Annotated in this window: 12 protein-coding genes; 10 read left to right on the top strand and 2 right to left on the bottom strand. The window is 64.8% G+C overall.

Annotated elements, in window-relative coordinates; all coding sequences use genetic code 11:
- Positions 1–7: 7 nt before the first annotated feature.
- From rplK to rplL, 5 genes are all read left to right on the top strand, one after another.
- Positions 8–439, top strand: a complete 432-nt coding sequence (gene rplK, locus IWX75_RS03820) for a 50S ribosomal protein L11 (protein ID WP_196820946.1) — start codon at positions 8–10, stop codon at positions 437–439.
- 146 nt (positions 440–585) lie between these two features.
- Complete coding sequence (gene rplA / locus IWX75_RS03825) at positions 586–1293, top strand: 50S ribosomal protein L1 (RefSeq protein ID WP_196820947.1); 708 nt, start codon at positions 586–588, stop codon at positions 1291–1293.
- Between the two features lie 109 nt (positions 1294–1402).
- A complete protein-coding gene (locus tag IWX75_RS03830) occupies positions 1403–2479 on the top strand; it encodes a GNAT family N-acetyltransferase (protein WP_196820948.1) in 1077 nt (358 codons plus the stop codon).
- Between the two features lie 293 nt (positions 2480–2772).
- On the top strand, positions 2773–3360 hold the full coding sequence (gene rplJ, locus IWX75_RS03835; RefSeq protein ID WP_196820949.1) for a 50S ribosomal protein L10: 588 nt from the start codon (positions 2773–2775) through the stop codon (positions 3358–3360).
- A gap of 57 nt (positions 3361–3417) precedes the next feature.
- The gene (rplL, locus tag IWX75_RS03840) at positions 3418–3795 is read left to right on the top strand and encodes a 50S ribosomal protein L7/L12 (RefSeq protein WP_196820950.1); all 378 of its coding nucleotides are present in this window, start codon (positions 3418–3420) and stop codon (positions 3793–3795) included.
- Positions 3796–4021: 226 nt separating this feature from the next.
- Here the strand turns inward: rplL and IWX75_RS03845 are convergent, their stop codons facing one another.
- The gene (locus IWX75_RS03845; RefSeq protein WP_196820951.1) at positions 4022–5227 is read right to left on the bottom strand and encodes an acetyl-CoA C-acetyltransferase; all 1206 of its coding nucleotides are present in this window, start codon (positions 5225–5227) and stop codon (positions 4022–4024) included.
- A 79-nt stretch (positions 5228–5306) separates the two neighbouring features.
- A complete protein-coding gene (idi, locus tag IWX75_RS03850) occupies positions 5307–5891 on the bottom strand; it encodes an isopentenyl-diphosphate Delta-isomerase (protein WP_196820952.1) in 585 nt (194 codons plus the stop codon).
- 113 nt (positions 5892–6004) lie between these two features.
- Between idi and IWX75_RS03855 the strand changes: the two genes are divergently transcribed.
- The 5 genes from IWX75_RS03855 to IWX75_RS03875 all read left to right on the top strand — a co-directional run bounded on the left by IWX75_RS03855 (position 6005) and on the right by IWX75_RS03875 (position 17436).
- On the top strand, positions 6005–7072 hold the full coding sequence (locus IWX75_RS03855) for a polyprenyl synthetase family protein (RefSeq protein ID WP_196821353.1): 1068 nt from the start codon (positions 6005–6007) through the stop codon (positions 7070–7072).
- 1 nt (position 7073) lies between these two features.
- On the top strand, positions 7074–7973 hold the full coding sequence (locus IWX75_RS03860; protein ID WP_196820953.1) for a phytoene/squalene synthase family protein: 900 nt from the start codon (positions 7074–7076) through the stop codon (positions 7971–7973).
- On the top strand, positions 7970–9601 hold the full coding sequence (crtI, locus tag IWX75_RS03865; RefSeq protein ID WP_196820954.1) for a phytoene desaturase family protein: 1632 nt from the start codon (positions 7970–7972) through the stop codon (positions 9599–9601). The genes IWX75_RS03860 and crtI overlap by 4 nt, the downstream gene beginning before the upstream one ends.
- Before the next feature lie 249 nt (positions 9602–9850).
- Complete coding sequence (gene rpoB, locus IWX75_RS03870) at positions 9851–13360, top strand: DNA-directed RNA polymerase subunit beta (protein WP_196820955.1); 3510 nt, start codon at positions 9851–9853, stop codon at positions 13358–13360.
- A 185-nt stretch (positions 13361–13545) separates the two neighbouring features.
- Positions 13546–17436: a DNA-directed RNA polymerase subunit beta' gene (locus IWX75_RS03875; RefSeq protein WP_196820956.1), complete on the top strand. Its 3891-nt coding sequence runs from the start codon at positions 13546–13548 to the stop codon at positions 17434–17436.
- The last annotated feature ends 11 nt before the right edge of the window (positions 17437–17447 follow it).

Raw genomic sequence — 17447 nt, forward strand, 5'->3', positions numbered from 1 at the left:
CCCTTTCATGGCCCCCAGAAAAAAGGTCACCGGCCTCATCAAGCTGCAGATCAATGCAGGTGCCGCCAACCCGGCACCCCCCATCGGTCCTGCGCTTGGCCAGCATGGTGTCAACATCATGGAATTCTGCAAGGCGTACAACGCTGCCACTGAATCCCAGCGCGGAAATGTCATCCCCGTGGAAATCACGGTGTACGAGGACCGTTCATTCACCTTCATCACCAAGACCCCACCGGCCGCCGAGCTCATCAAGAAGGCTGCCGGCGTCCCCAAGGGTTCCGGTACCCCTCACACGGTCAAGGTCGCCAACCTGACCAACGCCCAGGTCGAGGAAATCGCCACCATGAAAATGGAGGACCTCAACGCCAACGATGTGAAGGCTGCAGCGAAGATCATCGCCGGCACCGCCCGCTCCATGGGCATCACGGTAGAGGGCTAGCACCTTCCTACCCGGACGGGGTGGCACCGCTGCCTCATCCTCAATTTCATTCATAGAACGACGCCGGTTCCACCTCGAGTGGACGGCGGCGTGTGGCAGGGCCCAGCGCGGTCCGCAGACCACGACTGCATAAGGAGAAAAAGCAGATGGCACAGCGCAGCAAAGCATACCGGGGAGCTGCCGCGAAGATCGAGGCGGATACCCACTACGCCCCGTACGACGCAGTAGTTCTCGCGAAGGAAACCAATCCGTCGAAGTTCGACGCCACCATCGAGGTAGCATTCCGCCTCGGCGTCGACCCCCGCAAGGCCGACCAGATGGTCCGCGGCACGGTCAACCTGCCCCACGGTACGGGTAAGACCGCCCGCGTCCTCGTGTTCGCCACCGGTGATCGCGCCGAAGCAGCCATCGCTGCCGGAGCCGACTTCGTCGGCTCGGACGACATGATCGAAAAGGTTGCCGGCGGCTGGGTCGACTTCGACGCCGCCGTCGCCACCCCTGACCTCATGGGCAAGGTGGGACGCCTGGGCAAGATCCTCGGCCCTCGTAACCTGATGCCGAACCCGAAGACCGGAACTGTCACAGCAGACGTTGCGAAGGCAGTGACCGACATCAAGGGCGGAAAGATCGACTTCCGCGTGGACAAGCACTCCAACCTCCACTTCATCATCGGCAAGGTGTCCTTCGACGTCCAGAAGCTCGCGGAGAACTACGCCGCGGCGCTTGAAGAGGTACTGCGTCTGAAGCCTTCCGCTTCGAAGGGCCGGTACATCCAGAAGGCCACGGTATCGACCACCTTCGGTCCGGGCATTCCCGTCGACCCGAACGTCACCAAGGTTCTGGCAGTCGTCTAGTTCCAGCTCCTGGAGAAAGCCCGCACCGGTTCCCGGTGCGGGCTTTTTTCTTTTTGCGCCCTCCCTCTAGTAGTTGGCAGTTCCCAATCAGTGGGCCTACGCTGGTGGAATGACGACGCCGGAGCTGCTGATCGAACCGTTGGTCATTCCCGAAAGCCTCGATGGGCCCGGCAGGGAAGCCTTCATCGCGTTTAGTGAACTGTGCAATACCGTCCAGCGTGACACCTGGGGCAATGACGATTTTCGTTACGGCCACGCGCGCAGGCTCGAATCGTACAGGCCGAACGATTATGAAGAGCGATACGTGTTCCTGGCGCAGAGCGATGGCCGGCTGGTGGGCTGCGCCGTGCTCGACGTCCCGCTGACGGACAACCTCTCCACGTGCTATCTCGATATCCTCGTGCATCCCGCGGAACGCCGGCAGGGTGTGGCCAAGGCACTGTCTTCAATGGCGGACGCAAGGGTACGGAGCCTCGGCCGTACGGTGATCATGGGGTGGAGTGAGGTGCGGCTTCCCGACACGCCTGAGGCCGGGGAGCCTGTTGTGCCGGACAGCGGCGCAGGAGGCTATCCAAGGCATAGTGGGTCAGCGGCGCTTGCCCTGGCGGAAGGCTACGGGCTGGCGCAGGTGGACCGGGTGAGTCTTCTCGAGCCGGGTGATCCCGATCCGAGGCGCGGCGAGGCGGTCGCGGAGGACGGCTATTCGCTGGTCTTCTGGGGCAACAGCGTTCCGGATGACCTCATCCACCACTACGCCGTCCTACGACGGTTCATGAGTACTGATGCACCACTGGGCGGCTTCCTCCTCGAGGAGGAGGTGTGGGATGCGGAGCGGATCCGCGCCGATGAGTACCGCCACGCCGCCGGCGGTGGGTTCAGCCTCGTCTGCGCCGCCGTCGAGAAGGAAAGCGGCGCGCTCGTCGGGCATACCGTGCTTCACTCAAGCGCTGAGGCGCCGCATGTTGCCTATCAGGAGGACACCCTGGTTCTCCGCCGTCACCGTGGACACCGGCTCGGATATCGGATGAAGGCTGCGAATCTCGAGCGGCTCCGGGACGAGTGGCCCGAGGTCAAGCGCCTGTATACCTGGAATGCCGCGGAGAACACCTTCATGCTTGCGGTCAACATCGAGCTCGGATTCCGGCCCGTAGGTGCTACTGCCGGCTGGCAGAAGAAGCTGCAATAAGCGGGCATGAGTGGGGGTGAGCGGCTCGATTTGGGAAGTCCATGCCCAGTCGCGTAGGCTGGAAGCACCAAAGACCGTCGGTCGATGTCCTCCAACTTTTCCTTCACAGCACTCTTGTGGGAAAAGTAAGGAGATACATCCGAATGTTCCCGTAAGGGACGGCCAGCGCAGGTGAACGAAGCTCTTCTCCGCGAAGGACCAACGCGTCTTTTGTGTCGAGTAGCCCCGTGCATCTGCGCGGGGCGTTTTTTATTGGGCTGTAAAACCGGCCAATATTCCCCGGAAGGAGGGTTATGGCAACGCCAACAAAGGTAACTGCGGTGGAGGAACTGACGAATGATTTCAAGGAGTCCACGGCTGCTGTCCTGACCGAATACCGTGGGCTCACAGTTGCACAACTCAAGGATCTCCGCCGTTCACTCGGTGGGGAAACCAAGTTTGCCGTCGTCAAGAACACCCTGACAGGCATTGCGGCCAAGGAAGCCGGCATCGACGCGTTCGAAGGCCAGCTCGCCGGACCCACCGCAATCGCTTTCATCAAGGGCGACGCAATCGCTGCAGCGAAGAGCCTGACGGATTTCGCGAAAGCCAACCCCAAGCTCGTCATCAAAACTGGAATCTTCGAGGGCAAGCCACTCGACGCTTCCGAGGTTGCCGCACTGGCAGCCCTCGAGTCGCGTGAGCTCCAGCTCGCCAGGGTTGCCGGTGTGCTGAAGGCACCAATGGCCGCCCTTGCCCGCACGGTTGACGCCCTGCGCATCAAGCTCGAAGAGGGCAGTGCTGCACCAGCTGAAGACGCCGGTGCTCCCGTTGCCGCTGAGGAGGCCGCTGCACCCGCAGAGGCGCCCGTTGAGGAAGCCGCAGCACCCGAAGAGAAGTAGTTCTCTTCACCCATCACACTCCGGTGCAGTGCACCACCAAAGAAAGGATGCTTAGCCATGGCCAAGCTCACCAACGAAGAGCTCATCGCAGCCTTCAAGGAACTGTCCATCATTGAGCTCTCGGACTTCGTCAAGCTGTTCGAAGAGACCTTCGATGTCACAGCAGCCGTTGCAGTTGCAGGCCCCGCCGGTGGCGGCGCAGGTGCCGAGGTCGAAGAGGAGAAGAATTCCTTCGACGTAGTCCTCGAGGCTGCCGGCGACAAGAAGATCGCAGTGATCAAGGAAGTTCGCGCCCTGACCTCGCTGGGTCTCAAGGAAGCCAAGGACGTCGTCGACAGCGCTCCCAAGGCTGTCCTCGAAGGCGCAACCAAGGAAGCTGCGGAGAAGGCAAAGGAAGCTCTCGAAGCTGCCGGCGCCACCGTTTCACTCAAGTAGTCCGTTTGGGCGGCCTGGCTGCCTCGACACAGGAACGGCCCTGACTCCGAAGAGTCAGGGCCGTTTCTGCGTCCAGTGCCAGTTCGGCCGGTCGCCCCCGTGGAAAACGCGGCGTCCTGTCCGGTTCGTCCCATCAGGGACGCGGTCGACCAGCGTGATGCATGGCGATCCTCAGCGTCGACCAAAGCCGGACAGAACGCTACGCGTCAGCCGGGAAGCGTCCTGGCTACTTCTCGAGCCAGAGCAGCAGCGCCTCGCCCTGGCCGCCACCGCCGCAGAGTGAAACGGCTGCCTTACCGCTGCCGCGCCTACTGAGCTCGAAAGCAGCATGCAGGGCAAGCCGCGCCCCTGAGGCCCCGATCGGATGGCCGAGGGCGATCGCCCCGCCGTGGATGTTGCACTTCTCCAGCGGGTAGTCGAGGTCCTTGAGGGACTGGCAGGCGACCGATCCGAACGCCTCATTGATCTCGATGAAGTCGAGGTCCGACGTCGACCACTGGGCCCGCTGCAGCGCCTGCGCGATAGCGTGCGACGGCTGGGAGTGCAGGCTGTTGTCGGGGCCGGCGACCTGGCCCGGCGCGCCGACGACCGCCATCACCGAGAGCCCGGCTTCCTCGGCCTTCTGCCGCGTGGTCACGATCACCGCTGCGGCACCGTCGGACAGGGGTGAGGAATTGCCTGCGGTGATCGTGCCTTCCCGATCGAACGCCGGACGCAGACCGGCGAGCGTCGCCGTCGTCGTGGTGGGCCGAATACCTTCATCCGTGGTCAGGACAAGATCCTCGCCCTTGCGCTGGGGTACCGAGACGGGAACGATTTCGTCGGCGAACACCCCTGCCTCCGTTGCTGCGGCTGCGCGCTGGTGCGAGATCGCAGCCACGTTGTCCTGTGCGGTGCGTTCGATTCCGAGGACCGTGTTGCCGCGTTCGGTGGAAGCGCCCATCGACTCGTTGTCGAAGGCGTCCGTCAGCCCGTCGTTCGCTACGGAGTCGAGCGCCTGGATGTTGCCGTAGTTCCAGCCCTGGCGTGAGCCCGGGAGAAGGTGAGGGCCGCGCGTCATGGATTCCTGGCCGCCTGCGACCACCATGGTCGCCTCGCCGCTGCGGATCAGTCGTGCGGCGTCGATCACGGCAGTGAGGCCGGAAAGGCACACCTTGTTGATGGTCACGGTCGGTACGTCCCAGCCGATTCCGGCCTTGATCGACGTCTGTCGCGCGGGATTCTGGCCGCAGCCGGCCTGCACCACGTGTCCCAGGATGACGGCGTCGACGTCGGCTGCGGCTACGCCGGCATGTGCCAGGGCGCCGGTGATGGCGAAGGCGCCGAGTTCAACGGCGGTGAAGGGGGAGAGCTGGCCATTGAGCCGGCCCGTCGGTGTGCGGGCACCGCCCACGATGACGACGTCCTGGGGAGTGGGTGTTGGAGTTGCCATGGGCTGCAGTGCTCACTTTCGTCTTCGAAAACTGACCTCTTCAAGGCTAGCGGGTTACCGACGTTCCAGCTAATGTCTGCTAACCGAAATTCTGTCCGGCAGGCGCGGGCCCCGAGGGATAGAGGAGCGGCAGCTGCAGCGTCAGCCAGGGGCTGAAGGCCCAGGGCGCGGCGGTGACGGCGGACACCAGCTGCGCCGGTTCCACCCATTTCCAGTCCATGACCTCATCGGGCGAGGGAGCCAGGTCGCCGTCGATGACTGCAGTGAAGACCGGGCACACCTCGTTCTCCACGATGCCCGACGCGTCGGTGGCGCGGTAGCGGAAGTCGGGCAGGGCGGGCGTGATGTCCGCGACGCTCATGCCCAGCTCCTGGGAGGCGCGTCGGACGATGGCCTGCTCCGTACTCTCGCCCGGGCCGGGATGGCCGCAGAAGGAATTCGTCCAGACACCGGGCCAGGCCCGTTTGGACATCGCCCGACGCGTGACGAGGATCTGCCCCTCCCCGTTGTACACGTGGGTCGAGAAAGCGAGGTGGAGCGGCGTGGAGTCGGAATGGACCGTCGCCTTCTCCTGCGTTCCGGTGGGGCTGCCGTCCTCGGCCAGCAACACCACCAATTCCACCGACTCCGTCTCCGGTCCGCTACCGCCTGAAAGCCGTGCCATGCTGCCTTCTTCCACTTTTCCTGCCGCATCCGCGAACCCGGACCGCGCCTCACCCGGACTTCCCGGCGGAGGCTCGTTTCGTCAGCGGCGTTCTGTCCGTGTTTACTTTACCTATGGACATGGACAGCCTGCTGGTTGAGCCCGGAGGGCTCGAGCAGGTTGAAAGCGTGCTCCGGCGCTTCTTCGATGAGTCTAAAGTGCGGGCTGCGAAGATCGGCCCCGGTTACCTCGGGCTCTGGGAGACCCTCGAAGGATGCACGGCCGGCGGCAAACGGTTCCGGCCGCGCATGGTGATGTCCGCCTACCGGATGCTCGGCGGGCTCGACGACGGCAACGCCGCCGTGGTGGGCGCGGCGTTCGAGCTGCTCCACACCGCACTGATCGTGCACGACGACGTCATCGACCGCGACTTCGTCCGCCGCGGCATCCCGAACGTCTCCGGCCGCTACCGCAGCGTCGCGGAGGCTGCCGGTGCGCCGGCTGCGACGGCGGAGCACATAGGCTTTTCCGCCGGCGTCATCGCCGGAGACCTTGCCCTGTCCAACGCCTACCGGCTGCTGGACTGGGTCGTGGCCGACACCGGCACCCGGCGGAGGCTCAACGAGATCCTTGACGAAGCCGTCTTCGCCTCCGCCGCAGGTGAGTTCCTCGACATAGAGACGGCGCTCAGTTCCACAGTTCCGCCGCTCGAGGACATCGTACGGATGGCGCGGCTCAAAACCTCGGTCTACTCCTTCGAGGGCCCGCTGCAGGCCGGTGCCGTGCTCGCGGGAGCGGGGGAGGACGTCATCGCAAGGCTGGGGGACTTCGGGCGGGACGCGGGCATCGCCTACCAGATCGCCGATGACCTCCTCGGAGTGTTCGGCAACGAGACCCGAACGGGCAAGACGAACTGGGGCGACCTCCGCGAGGGCAAGCGCACGGCACTGCTTTCCTTCGTCGCTGCCCGTCCGGAATGGGACAGCATCTCCTCATTGATCGGGTCCCCGCGGATGTCGGCGTCCGACGCCGAATTCGTCCGCAGGGTGCTCGTCGACTCCGGAGCCCGGGACTACTCGGTGGGACTCGCCGAAGATTACGCCGGGCGGGCCCGCAGGCACCTCGAAACGGATGGCGTCCCGCCGGCGCTCCGCTCAGCGCTCGAACCAGTTGTCAGCGCCGTCGTCAACCGGGTCCGCTGACATGGGCGTCGAGGATTCGCTTGCACGCTACAACGCCGCAGCCCTGAGGACCTCGGGGGAGGTCATCCGGTGCTACTCCACGTCCTTCGGCCTCGCCTCGAAGCTGCTCGAGCGCGGGACACGCGGCTCCATCGAAGCCGTCTACGCGCTGGTCCGGGTGGCGGACGAGATCGTCGACGGCGCGGCCGCCGGCGCCGGCCTGGACCCCGTCGCGGTCCAGGCGCTCCTCGACGCCCTCGAGCGTGAGACAGAGGCGGCGATGGAAACCGGCTACAGCGCCAACCTCGTGGTCCACGCCTTCGCCGTCGCGGCCCGGAAGAGTGGCATCGATGCCACCCTCACCCGGCCGTTCTTCGCATCGATGCGCGCCGATATCACGCAGACCGAGCACACGCAGGAATCCTTCGACCGGTACGTCTACGGATCGGCCGAAGTCGTGGGTCTCATGTGCCTGAAGGCCTTCCTGGTCGGCCGGACGGTCCCGCCCGAGGAGGAGCGGGTACTGGTGGACGGAGCGAGGCACCTCGGCGCCGCGTTCCAGAAGATCAATTTCCTCAGGGATCTGGCCGAGGACTTCTCCGCACTGGGCCGCAGCTACTTCCCGGGAATTCGGCCGGGACACTTCAACGAGGCTGACAAGCACCGGTTGCTCGACGACATCGACGAGGACCTCCGCATCTCCGCGGCGGCCCTTCCCGGTCTGCCCGCTTCCCCCCTGCGCGCCGTCGCCCTCGCGCAGGGCCTGTTCACCGAACTTGCCGCACGGCTGCGGGAGACCCCGGCCGAAAAGCTGCTGCGCGCGCGGATCCGCGTGCCCAATCCCGTCAAGCTGCGCATCCTGGCGCGGGCTCTCACCGGAAGCGCGGTCCCGGACCCGGCCGTGCAGGAAGAGGCATCATGACTCAGCAGCAGGGCAGCACCGGACCTCGCGTGGCAGGCAGGCGCGTCGTCGTCGTCGGCGGTGGAATCGGCGGGCTGGCGTCGGCCGCCCTGCTGGCAGCCGAAGGCCACACCGTCACATTGCTGGAGAGGCGGGAGCAGGTGGGCGGCCGCGCAGGGTCGTGGGAGCAGGACGGCTTCCGCTTCGACACCGGCCCGTCCTGGTACCTGATGCCCGAGGTGATCGATCATTTCTTCCGGCTCCTGGGCACCAGCGCGGGAGAGCAGCTGGACCTCGTCAAGCTGGACCCGGGGTACCGGGTCATCTTCGAGCAGGGCCTCGACACCGTCGACGTTCCCGCCGAGCGCGAGGCCGTCACCAAGCTTTTCGAATCGATGGAAGCCGGTGCGGGGAAGGCGCTGTCCGACTACCTCGACTCGGCCGAGGACGCCTACTCGATGGCGAAGAAACGCTTCCTCTACTCCACCTTCGAGTCCTTCTTGCCGTTCCTCCGGCCGGACGTCCTGTCGCGGCTGCCCCGCATCGCCCGGTTGCTGCTCCAGCCGCTGCACGGGTTCGTGGCGAAGCGGTTCAAGGACCCCCGGCTTCAGCAGATCCTCGGTTATCCGGCGGTGTTCCTCGGCAGCTCCCCGTTCGAGGCCCCCAGCATGTACCACCTGATGAGCCACCTCGACCTCGACGACGGCGTGCTCTACCCGATGGGCGGTTTGACCACCCTGATCGAGGCGATGAGAACGGTCGCCGAGGGAGCGGGCGTCGACATCCGCACCGGCGCCGACGTCGTATCGATCGACGCCGCTCCGGTGCGGCGTACCGGGTGGGCGCCGTCCCGCCGCTCGGCGCAGGTGCGGGGCGTGACCTACCGGACGGGGGAGGGAGTCCACACTGTGGACGCCGACGTGGTGGTGTCGGCGGCTGACCTGCACCACACCGAGACGACACTGCTTCCGCCCGCGCAGCAGACGTACCCCGAAAAGTACTGGCAGAAGCGGGTGCCCGGCCCCAGCGCGCTGCTGCTCTACCTGGGAGTGAAGGGCGGACTGCCGCAGCTCGAACACCACACCCTCCTCTTCACCAGCGACTGGCGGGACAACTTCGGCCGCATCTTCGGGGCGGAAACGTCCATTCCGTCCCCGGCGTCGCTCTACGTCTGCAGGCCGAGCGCAACGGATGCGTCGGTGGCGCCGGAGGGCTCCGAGAACGTCTTCGTCCTCGTCCCCATCCCGGCCGACGTCTCCATCGGCAAGGGCGGCCTCGAAGGCGGGGGAGACGCGCGCGTCGAGGACCTGGCCGACGAGGTCATCGCGCAGATCGCCGGCTGGGCCGGTATCCCGGACCTCGCCGAGCGGATCGTCGTGCGGCGCAGCTATGGACCACAGGACTTCGCGGACGACCTCAACGCCTGGCGGGGAACCTCGCTGGGACCGGCGCACATCCTGAAGCAGAGCGCCTTCTTCCGCGGGTCGAACCGGAGCGCGAGGGTCGAGGGGCTCTACTACGCGGGAAGCTCGACCGTCCCCGGCATCGGCATCCCCATGTGCCTCATCAGCGCCGAGCTGATCATCAAACGGCTACGGGGCGACACCAGCACCGGGCCATTGAAGGAGCCGCGGGTCGGGCGGAGTTGAGGTCGGTGGGGTTGACGCGGCATTGGACATTGCGGTAGCCGTACCGTAATGTAGTGATTTGCGTCTTCCCTCTAAACCTCAGCCTTCATATAGCGGTGGGCTTTGTTCTGCTCTCGTCGTTTAACGGGCCATTCGGTTCTCGATGGCGGGACTGGACACAGGTTAGCACTAAGATCCCCGCACGTACCTGCGGTGGCGGTGCTGAGTGCGGAGCGCTGACAAGCCTGACGGTCTGTGGAAGGATCCCTCTTGGTCGCCCCGAGCACCTCTAATAATGCAACCGCTACCAGCCAGGTCGACGCCGACGGCGCCGCACCCCGGCTCTCATTCGCAAAGATTCACGAACCGCTTGATGTTCCCAATCTTCTCGCCCTCCAGACGGACAGCTTCGACTGGCTCGTCGGCAACGAGCGCTGGAAGGCCCGCGTTGAGGAAGCGCTGGAGAAGGGACTGCAGGGTGTAGCCACCAGCTCCGGTCTGGCTGACATCTTCGAAGAAATCTCCCCCATCGAGGACTTCCAGGGCACCATGTCCCTGAGCTTCTCCGAGCCGGAGTTCGCCGACCCGAAGTACACCATGGCCGAGTGCAAGGATCGCGACGCGACCTACTCGGCTCCGCTGTACGTCAAGGCCGAGTTCATGAACAACAACACGGGCGAGATCAAGCAGCAGACCGTGTTCATGGGCGACTTCCCCCTGATGACCGACAAGGGAACCTTCGTCATCAACGGCACCGAGCGTGTCGTCGTCTCCCAGCTGGTTCGTTCGCCGGGAGCCTACTTCGAGCGCACCGCCGACAAGACCAGCGACAAGGACATCTTCAGCGCGAAGATCATCCCTTCACGCGGTGCCTGGTTCGAGCTCGAGATCGACAAGCGCGACCAGGTCGGCGTCCGCCTCGACCGCAAGCGCAAGCAGTCGGTCACCGTCCTCCTGAAGGCCCTCGGCTGGACCGAAGGCCAGATCCTCGAAGAGTTCGGCCAGTACGATTCGATCCGCGCCACGATGGAGAAGGACGCCACGGAAACCCGTGAGGACGCCCTGCTCGACATCTACCGCAAGCTCCGTCCGGGAGAGCCGCCCACGGTCGAGGCAGCCCAGACGCTGCTCGACAACCTGTACTTCAACTCGAAGCGCTACGACCTCGCGAAGGTCGGCCGCTACAAGATCAACCGCAAGCTGGGCATCGACAAGAACCTCACGGACTCCGATGCGTCGGTCCTGAACATCGACGACATCGTCGCGATGATCAAGTTCCTCGTCGCGCTGCACGCCGGTGAGAAGACCCTCGGCGGCAAGCGCGACGGCGGCGACGTCGAACTGCGCGTCGAGGTCGACGACATCGACCACTTCGGCAACCGTCGCATCCGCGCCGTCGGCGAGCTCATCGAGAACCAGGTCCGCACGGGCCTGTCCCGCATGGAGCGCGTTGTGCGCGAGCGCATGACCACGCAGGATGTCGAGGCGATCACTCCACAGACGCTGATCAACATCCGCCCCGTGGTCGCCGCGATCAAGGAGTTCTTCGGAACCTCCCAGTTGTCGCAGTTCATGGACCAGAACAACCCGCTCGCCGGACTGACGCACAAGCGCCGCCTTTCCGCGCTGGGCCCGGGTGGACTCTCCCGTGACCGCGCAGGCATGGAAGTCCGTGACGTCCACCCGTCGCACTACGGCCGCATGTGCCCCATCGAAACCCCTGAAGGCCCGAACATCGGTCTCATCGGTTCGCTGGCGTCCTATGGCCGCATCAACGCGTTCGGGTTCATCGAAACCCCGTACCGCAAGGTCGTCGACGGCCTCGTCACCGAGCAGATCGACTACCTGACCGCCGACGACGAGGTGGAGCGCCTGATCGCCCAGGCCAACGCCCCGCTGGCAGCCGACAACACGTTCGTCGAGGACATGGTCCTCGTGCGTACCCGTGGTGGTTCCGGTGAGCCCGTGCTCGTCACACCCACCGAGGTCGAGTACATGGACGTCTCCCCGCGCCAGATGGTGTCGGTCGCGACGGCCCTGATTCCGTTCCTGGAGCACGACGACGCCAACCGCGCCCTCATGGGTGCGAACATGCAGCGTCAGGCTGTTCCACTGCTGCGCTCCGAGCGTCCGCTCGTGGGTACCGGCATGGAGAAGAACGCGGCAGTCGACGCCGGAGACGCAGTCACGGCGACGAAGGCCGGAGTGGTCAAGGAGGTCTCCGCCGATCTGGTGGCGATCCTCAACGACGACGGCACCGAGACGAACTACCCCATCATGAAGTTCGCCCGATCGAACCAGGGCAACGCGTACAACCAGCGCGTGCTGGTCGCCGAGGGCGATCGCGTCGAGTACAACACGATCATCGCCGACGGCCCGTCCACCGATCAGGGCGAGCTGGCTCTGGGCAAGAACATGCTCGTGGCGTTCATGTCCTGGGAGGGTCACAACTTCGAGGACGCGATCATCCTCTCGCAGCGCATCGTCTCCGACGATGTCCTGACCTCGATCCACATCGAGGAGCACGAGGTCGATGCCCGCGACACCAAGCTCGGTGCCGAGGAGATCACCCGCGACATCCCGAACGTCTCCGAAGAGGTGCTGGGTGCGCTCGACGAGCGCGGCATCATCCACATCGGCGCCGAGGTCGAGGCCGGGGATATCCTCGTGGGCCGCGTCACCCCCAAGGGTGAAACAGAGCTCACTCCGGAGGAGCGCCTGCTCCGCGCCATCTTCGGTGAGAAGAGCCGCGAGGTCCGCGACACCTCACTGAAGGTTCCCCACGGCGAATCGGGTACCGTCATCGGCGTCCGGATCTTCGACCGCGACAACGACGACGAGCTTCCCCCCGGCGTCAACCAGCTGGTCCGTGTGTATGTCGCGCAGAAGCGCAAGATCACCGACGGCGACAAACTGGCCGGCCGCCACGGCAACAAGGGTGTCATCTCCAAGATCCTGCCGATCGAGGACATGCCGTTCATGGAAGACGGAACCCCGGTCGACATCGTCCTCAACCCACTGGGTGTCCCGGGACGCATGAACGTCGGGCAGGTCCTCGAAATCCACCTCGGCTGGGCTGCCAAGCAGGGCTGGAAGATCGAGGGGGATCCCGAGTGGATGAAGAACCTCCCGAACCTGCCCCGCGAGGTCACGACGACCACGGTCTCGACCCCCGTGTTCGACGGCGCCACCGAGGATGAGATCGTCGGTCTGCTGAACTCGACCAACGTGACCCGCGACGGCGACCGCCTGATCGGCGAATCCGGCAAGGCGCGCCTGTTCGACGGCCGCTCCGGCGAGCCGTTCCCGGACCCCATCTCGGTCGGGTACATGTACATCCTGAAGCTCCACCACCTGGTGGACGACAAGATCCACGCCCGCTCCACCGGACCGTACTCGATGATCACGCAGCAGCCGCTGGGTGGTAAGGCACAGTTCGGCGGACAGCGCTTCGGTGAGATGGAAGTATGGGCGCTCGAAGCCTACGGCGCGGCGTACACGCTCCAGGAACTGCTCACCATCAAGTCCGATGACATCCATGGACGCGTGAAGGTCTACGAGGCCATCGTCAAGGGCGAGAACATCCCCGAGCCGGGTGTTCCCGAGTCCTTCAAGGTGCTCATCAAGGAAATGCAGTCGCTCTGCCTGAACGTGGAAGTCCTTTCCACCGACGGTACGACGATCGAAATGCGTGACTCGGATGAAGAAGTCTTCCGGGCCGCGGAAGAACTGGGCATCGACCTCTCGCGGGCCGAGCCGAGTTCTGTCGAGGAAGTCTAGGCATCACGTACCGGTTCAGTCCGGTGCCCGGAACGGCGGCAACGAAATTCCTTCGGCCGCGGGCGGCCTTGAAATATTAAAGCCGCCTTCCTCCGGGCACCTCCCTGAACCGGTGCGGGCCTGACTGCCCACCGCACCCCATAAGACTTCAAGAATTTAGAGAACAAAGAGAGAACAGGGACCATATGTCCAGCGAATCCTCCTTCGGCCTCATGCGAATCGGCCTTGCCACCGCGGATGAAATCCGCGGCTGGTCTTACGGCGAGGTCAAGAAGCCGGAAACCATCAACTACCGCACGCTCAAGCCCGAGAAGGACGGCCTCTTCTGCGAGAAGATCTTCGGCCCCTCACGGGACTGGGAGTGCTACTGCGGCAAGTACAAGCGCGTACGCTTCAAGGGCATCATCTGTGAGCGCTGCGGCGTCGAGGTCACCCGTGCCAAGGTGCGCCGTGAGCGTATGGGGCACATCGAGCTCGCCGCTCCCGTCACGCACATCTGGTACTTCAAGGGCGTTCCCTCACGCCTCGGCTACCTGCTCGACCTGGCCCCGAAGGACCTCGAGAAGGTCATCTACTTCGCCGCCTACATGATCACCTCGGTCGACGAAGAGAACCGTCACGCCGAACTGCCGAACCTCCAGGCCGAGCACGACCTCGAGAAGAAGCAGATGATCGACCAGCGCGACTCCGACATCGCCACGATCGCCAAGGACCTCGAGGACGAGCTCGCCCGCCTCGAGGGTGAAGGCGCGAAGGCTGCCGAGAAGAAGAAGGCCCGCGACTCCGCCGATCGCCAGATGGCGAACGTCCGCAAGCGTGCCGACGCCGACATCGAGCGTCTCGTCCAGGTATGGGAACGCTTCAAGACCCTCAAGGTTGCAGACCTCGAGGGCGACGAAGGCCTCTACCGTGAACTGCGCGACCGCTACGGCCTGTACTTCGAAGGCTCAATGGGCGCCGAAGCCATCAAGAAGCGTCTCGAGAACTTCGACATGCCGGCAGAGGCCGAGATGCTCCGCGACATCATCCAGAACGGTAAGGGCCAGCGCAAGACGCGTGCCCTGAAGCGCCTCAAGGTCGTCAACGCGTTCCTGACCACCACCAACAGCCCTTTGGGCATGGTGCTCGACGCCGTACCGGTCATCCCACCGGAACTGCGCCCGATGGTCCAGCTCGACGGCGGCCGCTTCGCGACGTCGGACCTCAACGACCTGTACCGTCGCGTCATCAACCGCAACAACCGCCTGAAGCGACTGCTGGATCTCGGTGCCCCCGAGATCATCGTGAACAACGAGAAGCGCATGCTCCAGGAAGCCGTCGACTCCCTGTTCGACAACGGCCGTCGCGGCCGTCCCGTCACCGGGCCGGGCAACCGTCCGTTGAAGTCGCTCTCCGACATGCTGAAGGGCAAGCAGGGCCGCTTCCGCCAAAACCTCCTGGGCAAGCGAGTCGACTACTCGGGCCGTTCGGTCATCGTCGTCGGTCCGCAGCTGAAGCTGCACCAGTGCGGTCTGCCCAAGCAGATGGCGCTGGAGCTCTTCAAGCCCTTCGTGATGAAGCGTCTGGTCGACCTCAACCACGCGCAGAACATCAAGAGCGCCAAGCGCATGGTCGAGCGTTACCGCCCCCAGGTCTGGGACGTCCTCGAAGAGATCATCACCGAGCACCCCGTGCTGCTGAACCGTGCACCCACCCTGCACCGTCTCGGCATCCAGGCGTTCGAACCGCAGCTGGTCGAAGGCAAGGCCCTTCAGCTCCACCCGCTGGTCTGTGGTGCATTCAACGCCGACTTCGACGGCGACCAGATGGCAGTGCACCTTCCGCTGAGCCCCGAGGCCCAGGCGGAGGCGCGCATTCTGATGCTCTCCTCGAACAACATCCTGAAGCCGTCCGACGGCCGTCCTGTGACCCTTCCGTCCCAGGACATGATCATCGGCCTGCACCACCTCACCACCAAGCGTGAGGGAAGTGCCGGCGAGGGCCGCGTCTTCACCAATGTCGCCGAGGCGATCATGGCATTCGACATGGGTTCGCTCCACCTGAACTCGGTGGTCCGGATGCGCGTCGACAACTTCGTCCCCAGCAGTGACGTAGCAGCCCCCGAGGGCTGGGAGCCGGGTACGCCTGCGCTCATCGAGACCTCGCTCGGACAGGTGCTGTTCAACGAGACGCTTCCCGACGATTACCCCTGGGTCGAGAAGGTGGCTGACAAGGGCCAGCTCTCCACGATCGTCAACGATCTCGCCGAGCGCTACCCCAAGGTCATCACCGCCGCGACCCTGGACAACCTGAAGGATTCCGGTTTCTACTGGGCAACCCGCTCGGGCGTCACCGTCGCCATCTCCGACATCTCGGCCCCGATCAACAAGGCCGGCATCATGGAGGGCTACGAGACGCAGGCCGCCAAGGTGCAGTCGCAGTTCGACAAGGGCCTGATCGCCGACGACGAGCGCCGCCAGGAGCTCATCGACATCTGGAACAAGGCAACCAACGAGGTGGCCGCCTCGATGCGCGCCGCCATGCCGAAGGACAACACCATCAACCGCATGGTGTCCTCAGGTGCACGTGGTAACTGGCTGCAGGTGCGCCAGATCGCCGGTATCCGTGGTCTGGTGGCGAACCCCAAGGGTGAGATCATTCCTCGTCCGATCAAGTCCTCCTACCGTGAAGGCCTGTCGGTCCTTGAGTACTTCATCGCAACACACGGCGCCCGAAAGGGCCTGGCCGACACCGCGCTGCGTACGGCGAACTCGGGTTACCTGACCCGCCGCCTCGTGGACGTGTCCCAGGACGTCATCGTCCGCGAGGACGACTGCGGCACCGAGCGCGGGCTGAAGGTCACCATTGCCGTACCGGACGCCAACGGCGAACTGGTGCTGGACGAGCAGGTCGAGAACGCGGCGTACGCACGTACGCTGGCGACCGATGTCGTCGATTCCAAGGGTGAGGTGCTGGCTCCTGCCGGCTCCGACGTCGGGGATGTGCTGATCGATGAACTGTTCGCCGCCGGTGTCACCGAGATCAAGGTCCGCTCCGTGCTCACCTGTGAGTCGAGTGTCGGTACCTGCGCCCTCTGCTACGGCCGTTCGCTGGCCACCGGCAAGACCGTGGACATCGGCGAGGCCGTAGGCATCATCGCTGCGCAGTCCATCGGTGAGCCGGGTACCCAGCTGACCATGCGTACCTTCCACACCGGTGGTGTTGCCTCGGCCGAGGACATCACCCAGGGCCTGCCCCGTATCCAGGAGCTCTTCGAAGCGCGTACCCCCAAGGGTGTCGCTCCGATCTCCGAGGTTGCAGGGCGCGTGACCATCGAGGACGCTGAGAAGCAGCTTCGCCTGGTCGTCACCCCGGACGACGGCTCGGAGGAGATTGCCTACCCGGTACTCCGCCGCGCACGCCTGCTGGTGTCCGATGGCGAGCACGTCGAGGTCGGGCAGCAGCTCGTCTTCGGTGCCGTCGACCCGAAGCAGATCCTGCGTATCCTCGGCCCCCGCAAGGCCCAGAAGTTCCTTGTGGACGAGGTACAGCGCGTGTACCGCAGCCAGGGCGTGGGTATCCACGACAAGCACGTCGAGGTCATCGTCCGCCAGATGCTGCGCCGCGTCACGGTGATCGAGTCCGGCGAGTCGACACTCCTTCCGGGAGAGCTGGCCGAGCGCCGGCGCTTCGAGGACGAGAACCGCCGCGTGGTTTCCGAGGGCAAGAAGCCGGCCTCAGGCCGTCCCGAGCTCATGGGCATCACCAAGGCGTCGCTCGCCACGGAGTCCTGGCTGTCCGCAGCCTCATTCCAGGAGACCACGCGTGTCCTCACGCAGGCCGCCATGGAAGGCAAGAGCGATCCGCTGCTGGGCCTGAAGGAAAACGTGATCATCGGTAAGCTGATCCCGGCCGGAACCGGCCTGGACCGTTACACGAAGGTCACCGTCGAGCCCACCGAGGAAGCCAAGGCCAACCTCTTCACCGGGCCGAGCGCGTTCAGCGACTTCGACTACGCCGGTGTCGAGGGCGGTATGGCCCCCGAGTTCCACGCCATCCCCCTGGATGACTACGACATGGGCGGAGACTTCCGCTAGGACCTCCTAGT

The organism is Arthrobacter sp. CAN_A6 (assembly GCF_015751715.1).
Taxonomy (GTDB): Bacteria; Actinomycetota; Actinomycetes; order Actinomycetales; family Micrococcaceae; genus Arthrobacter_D.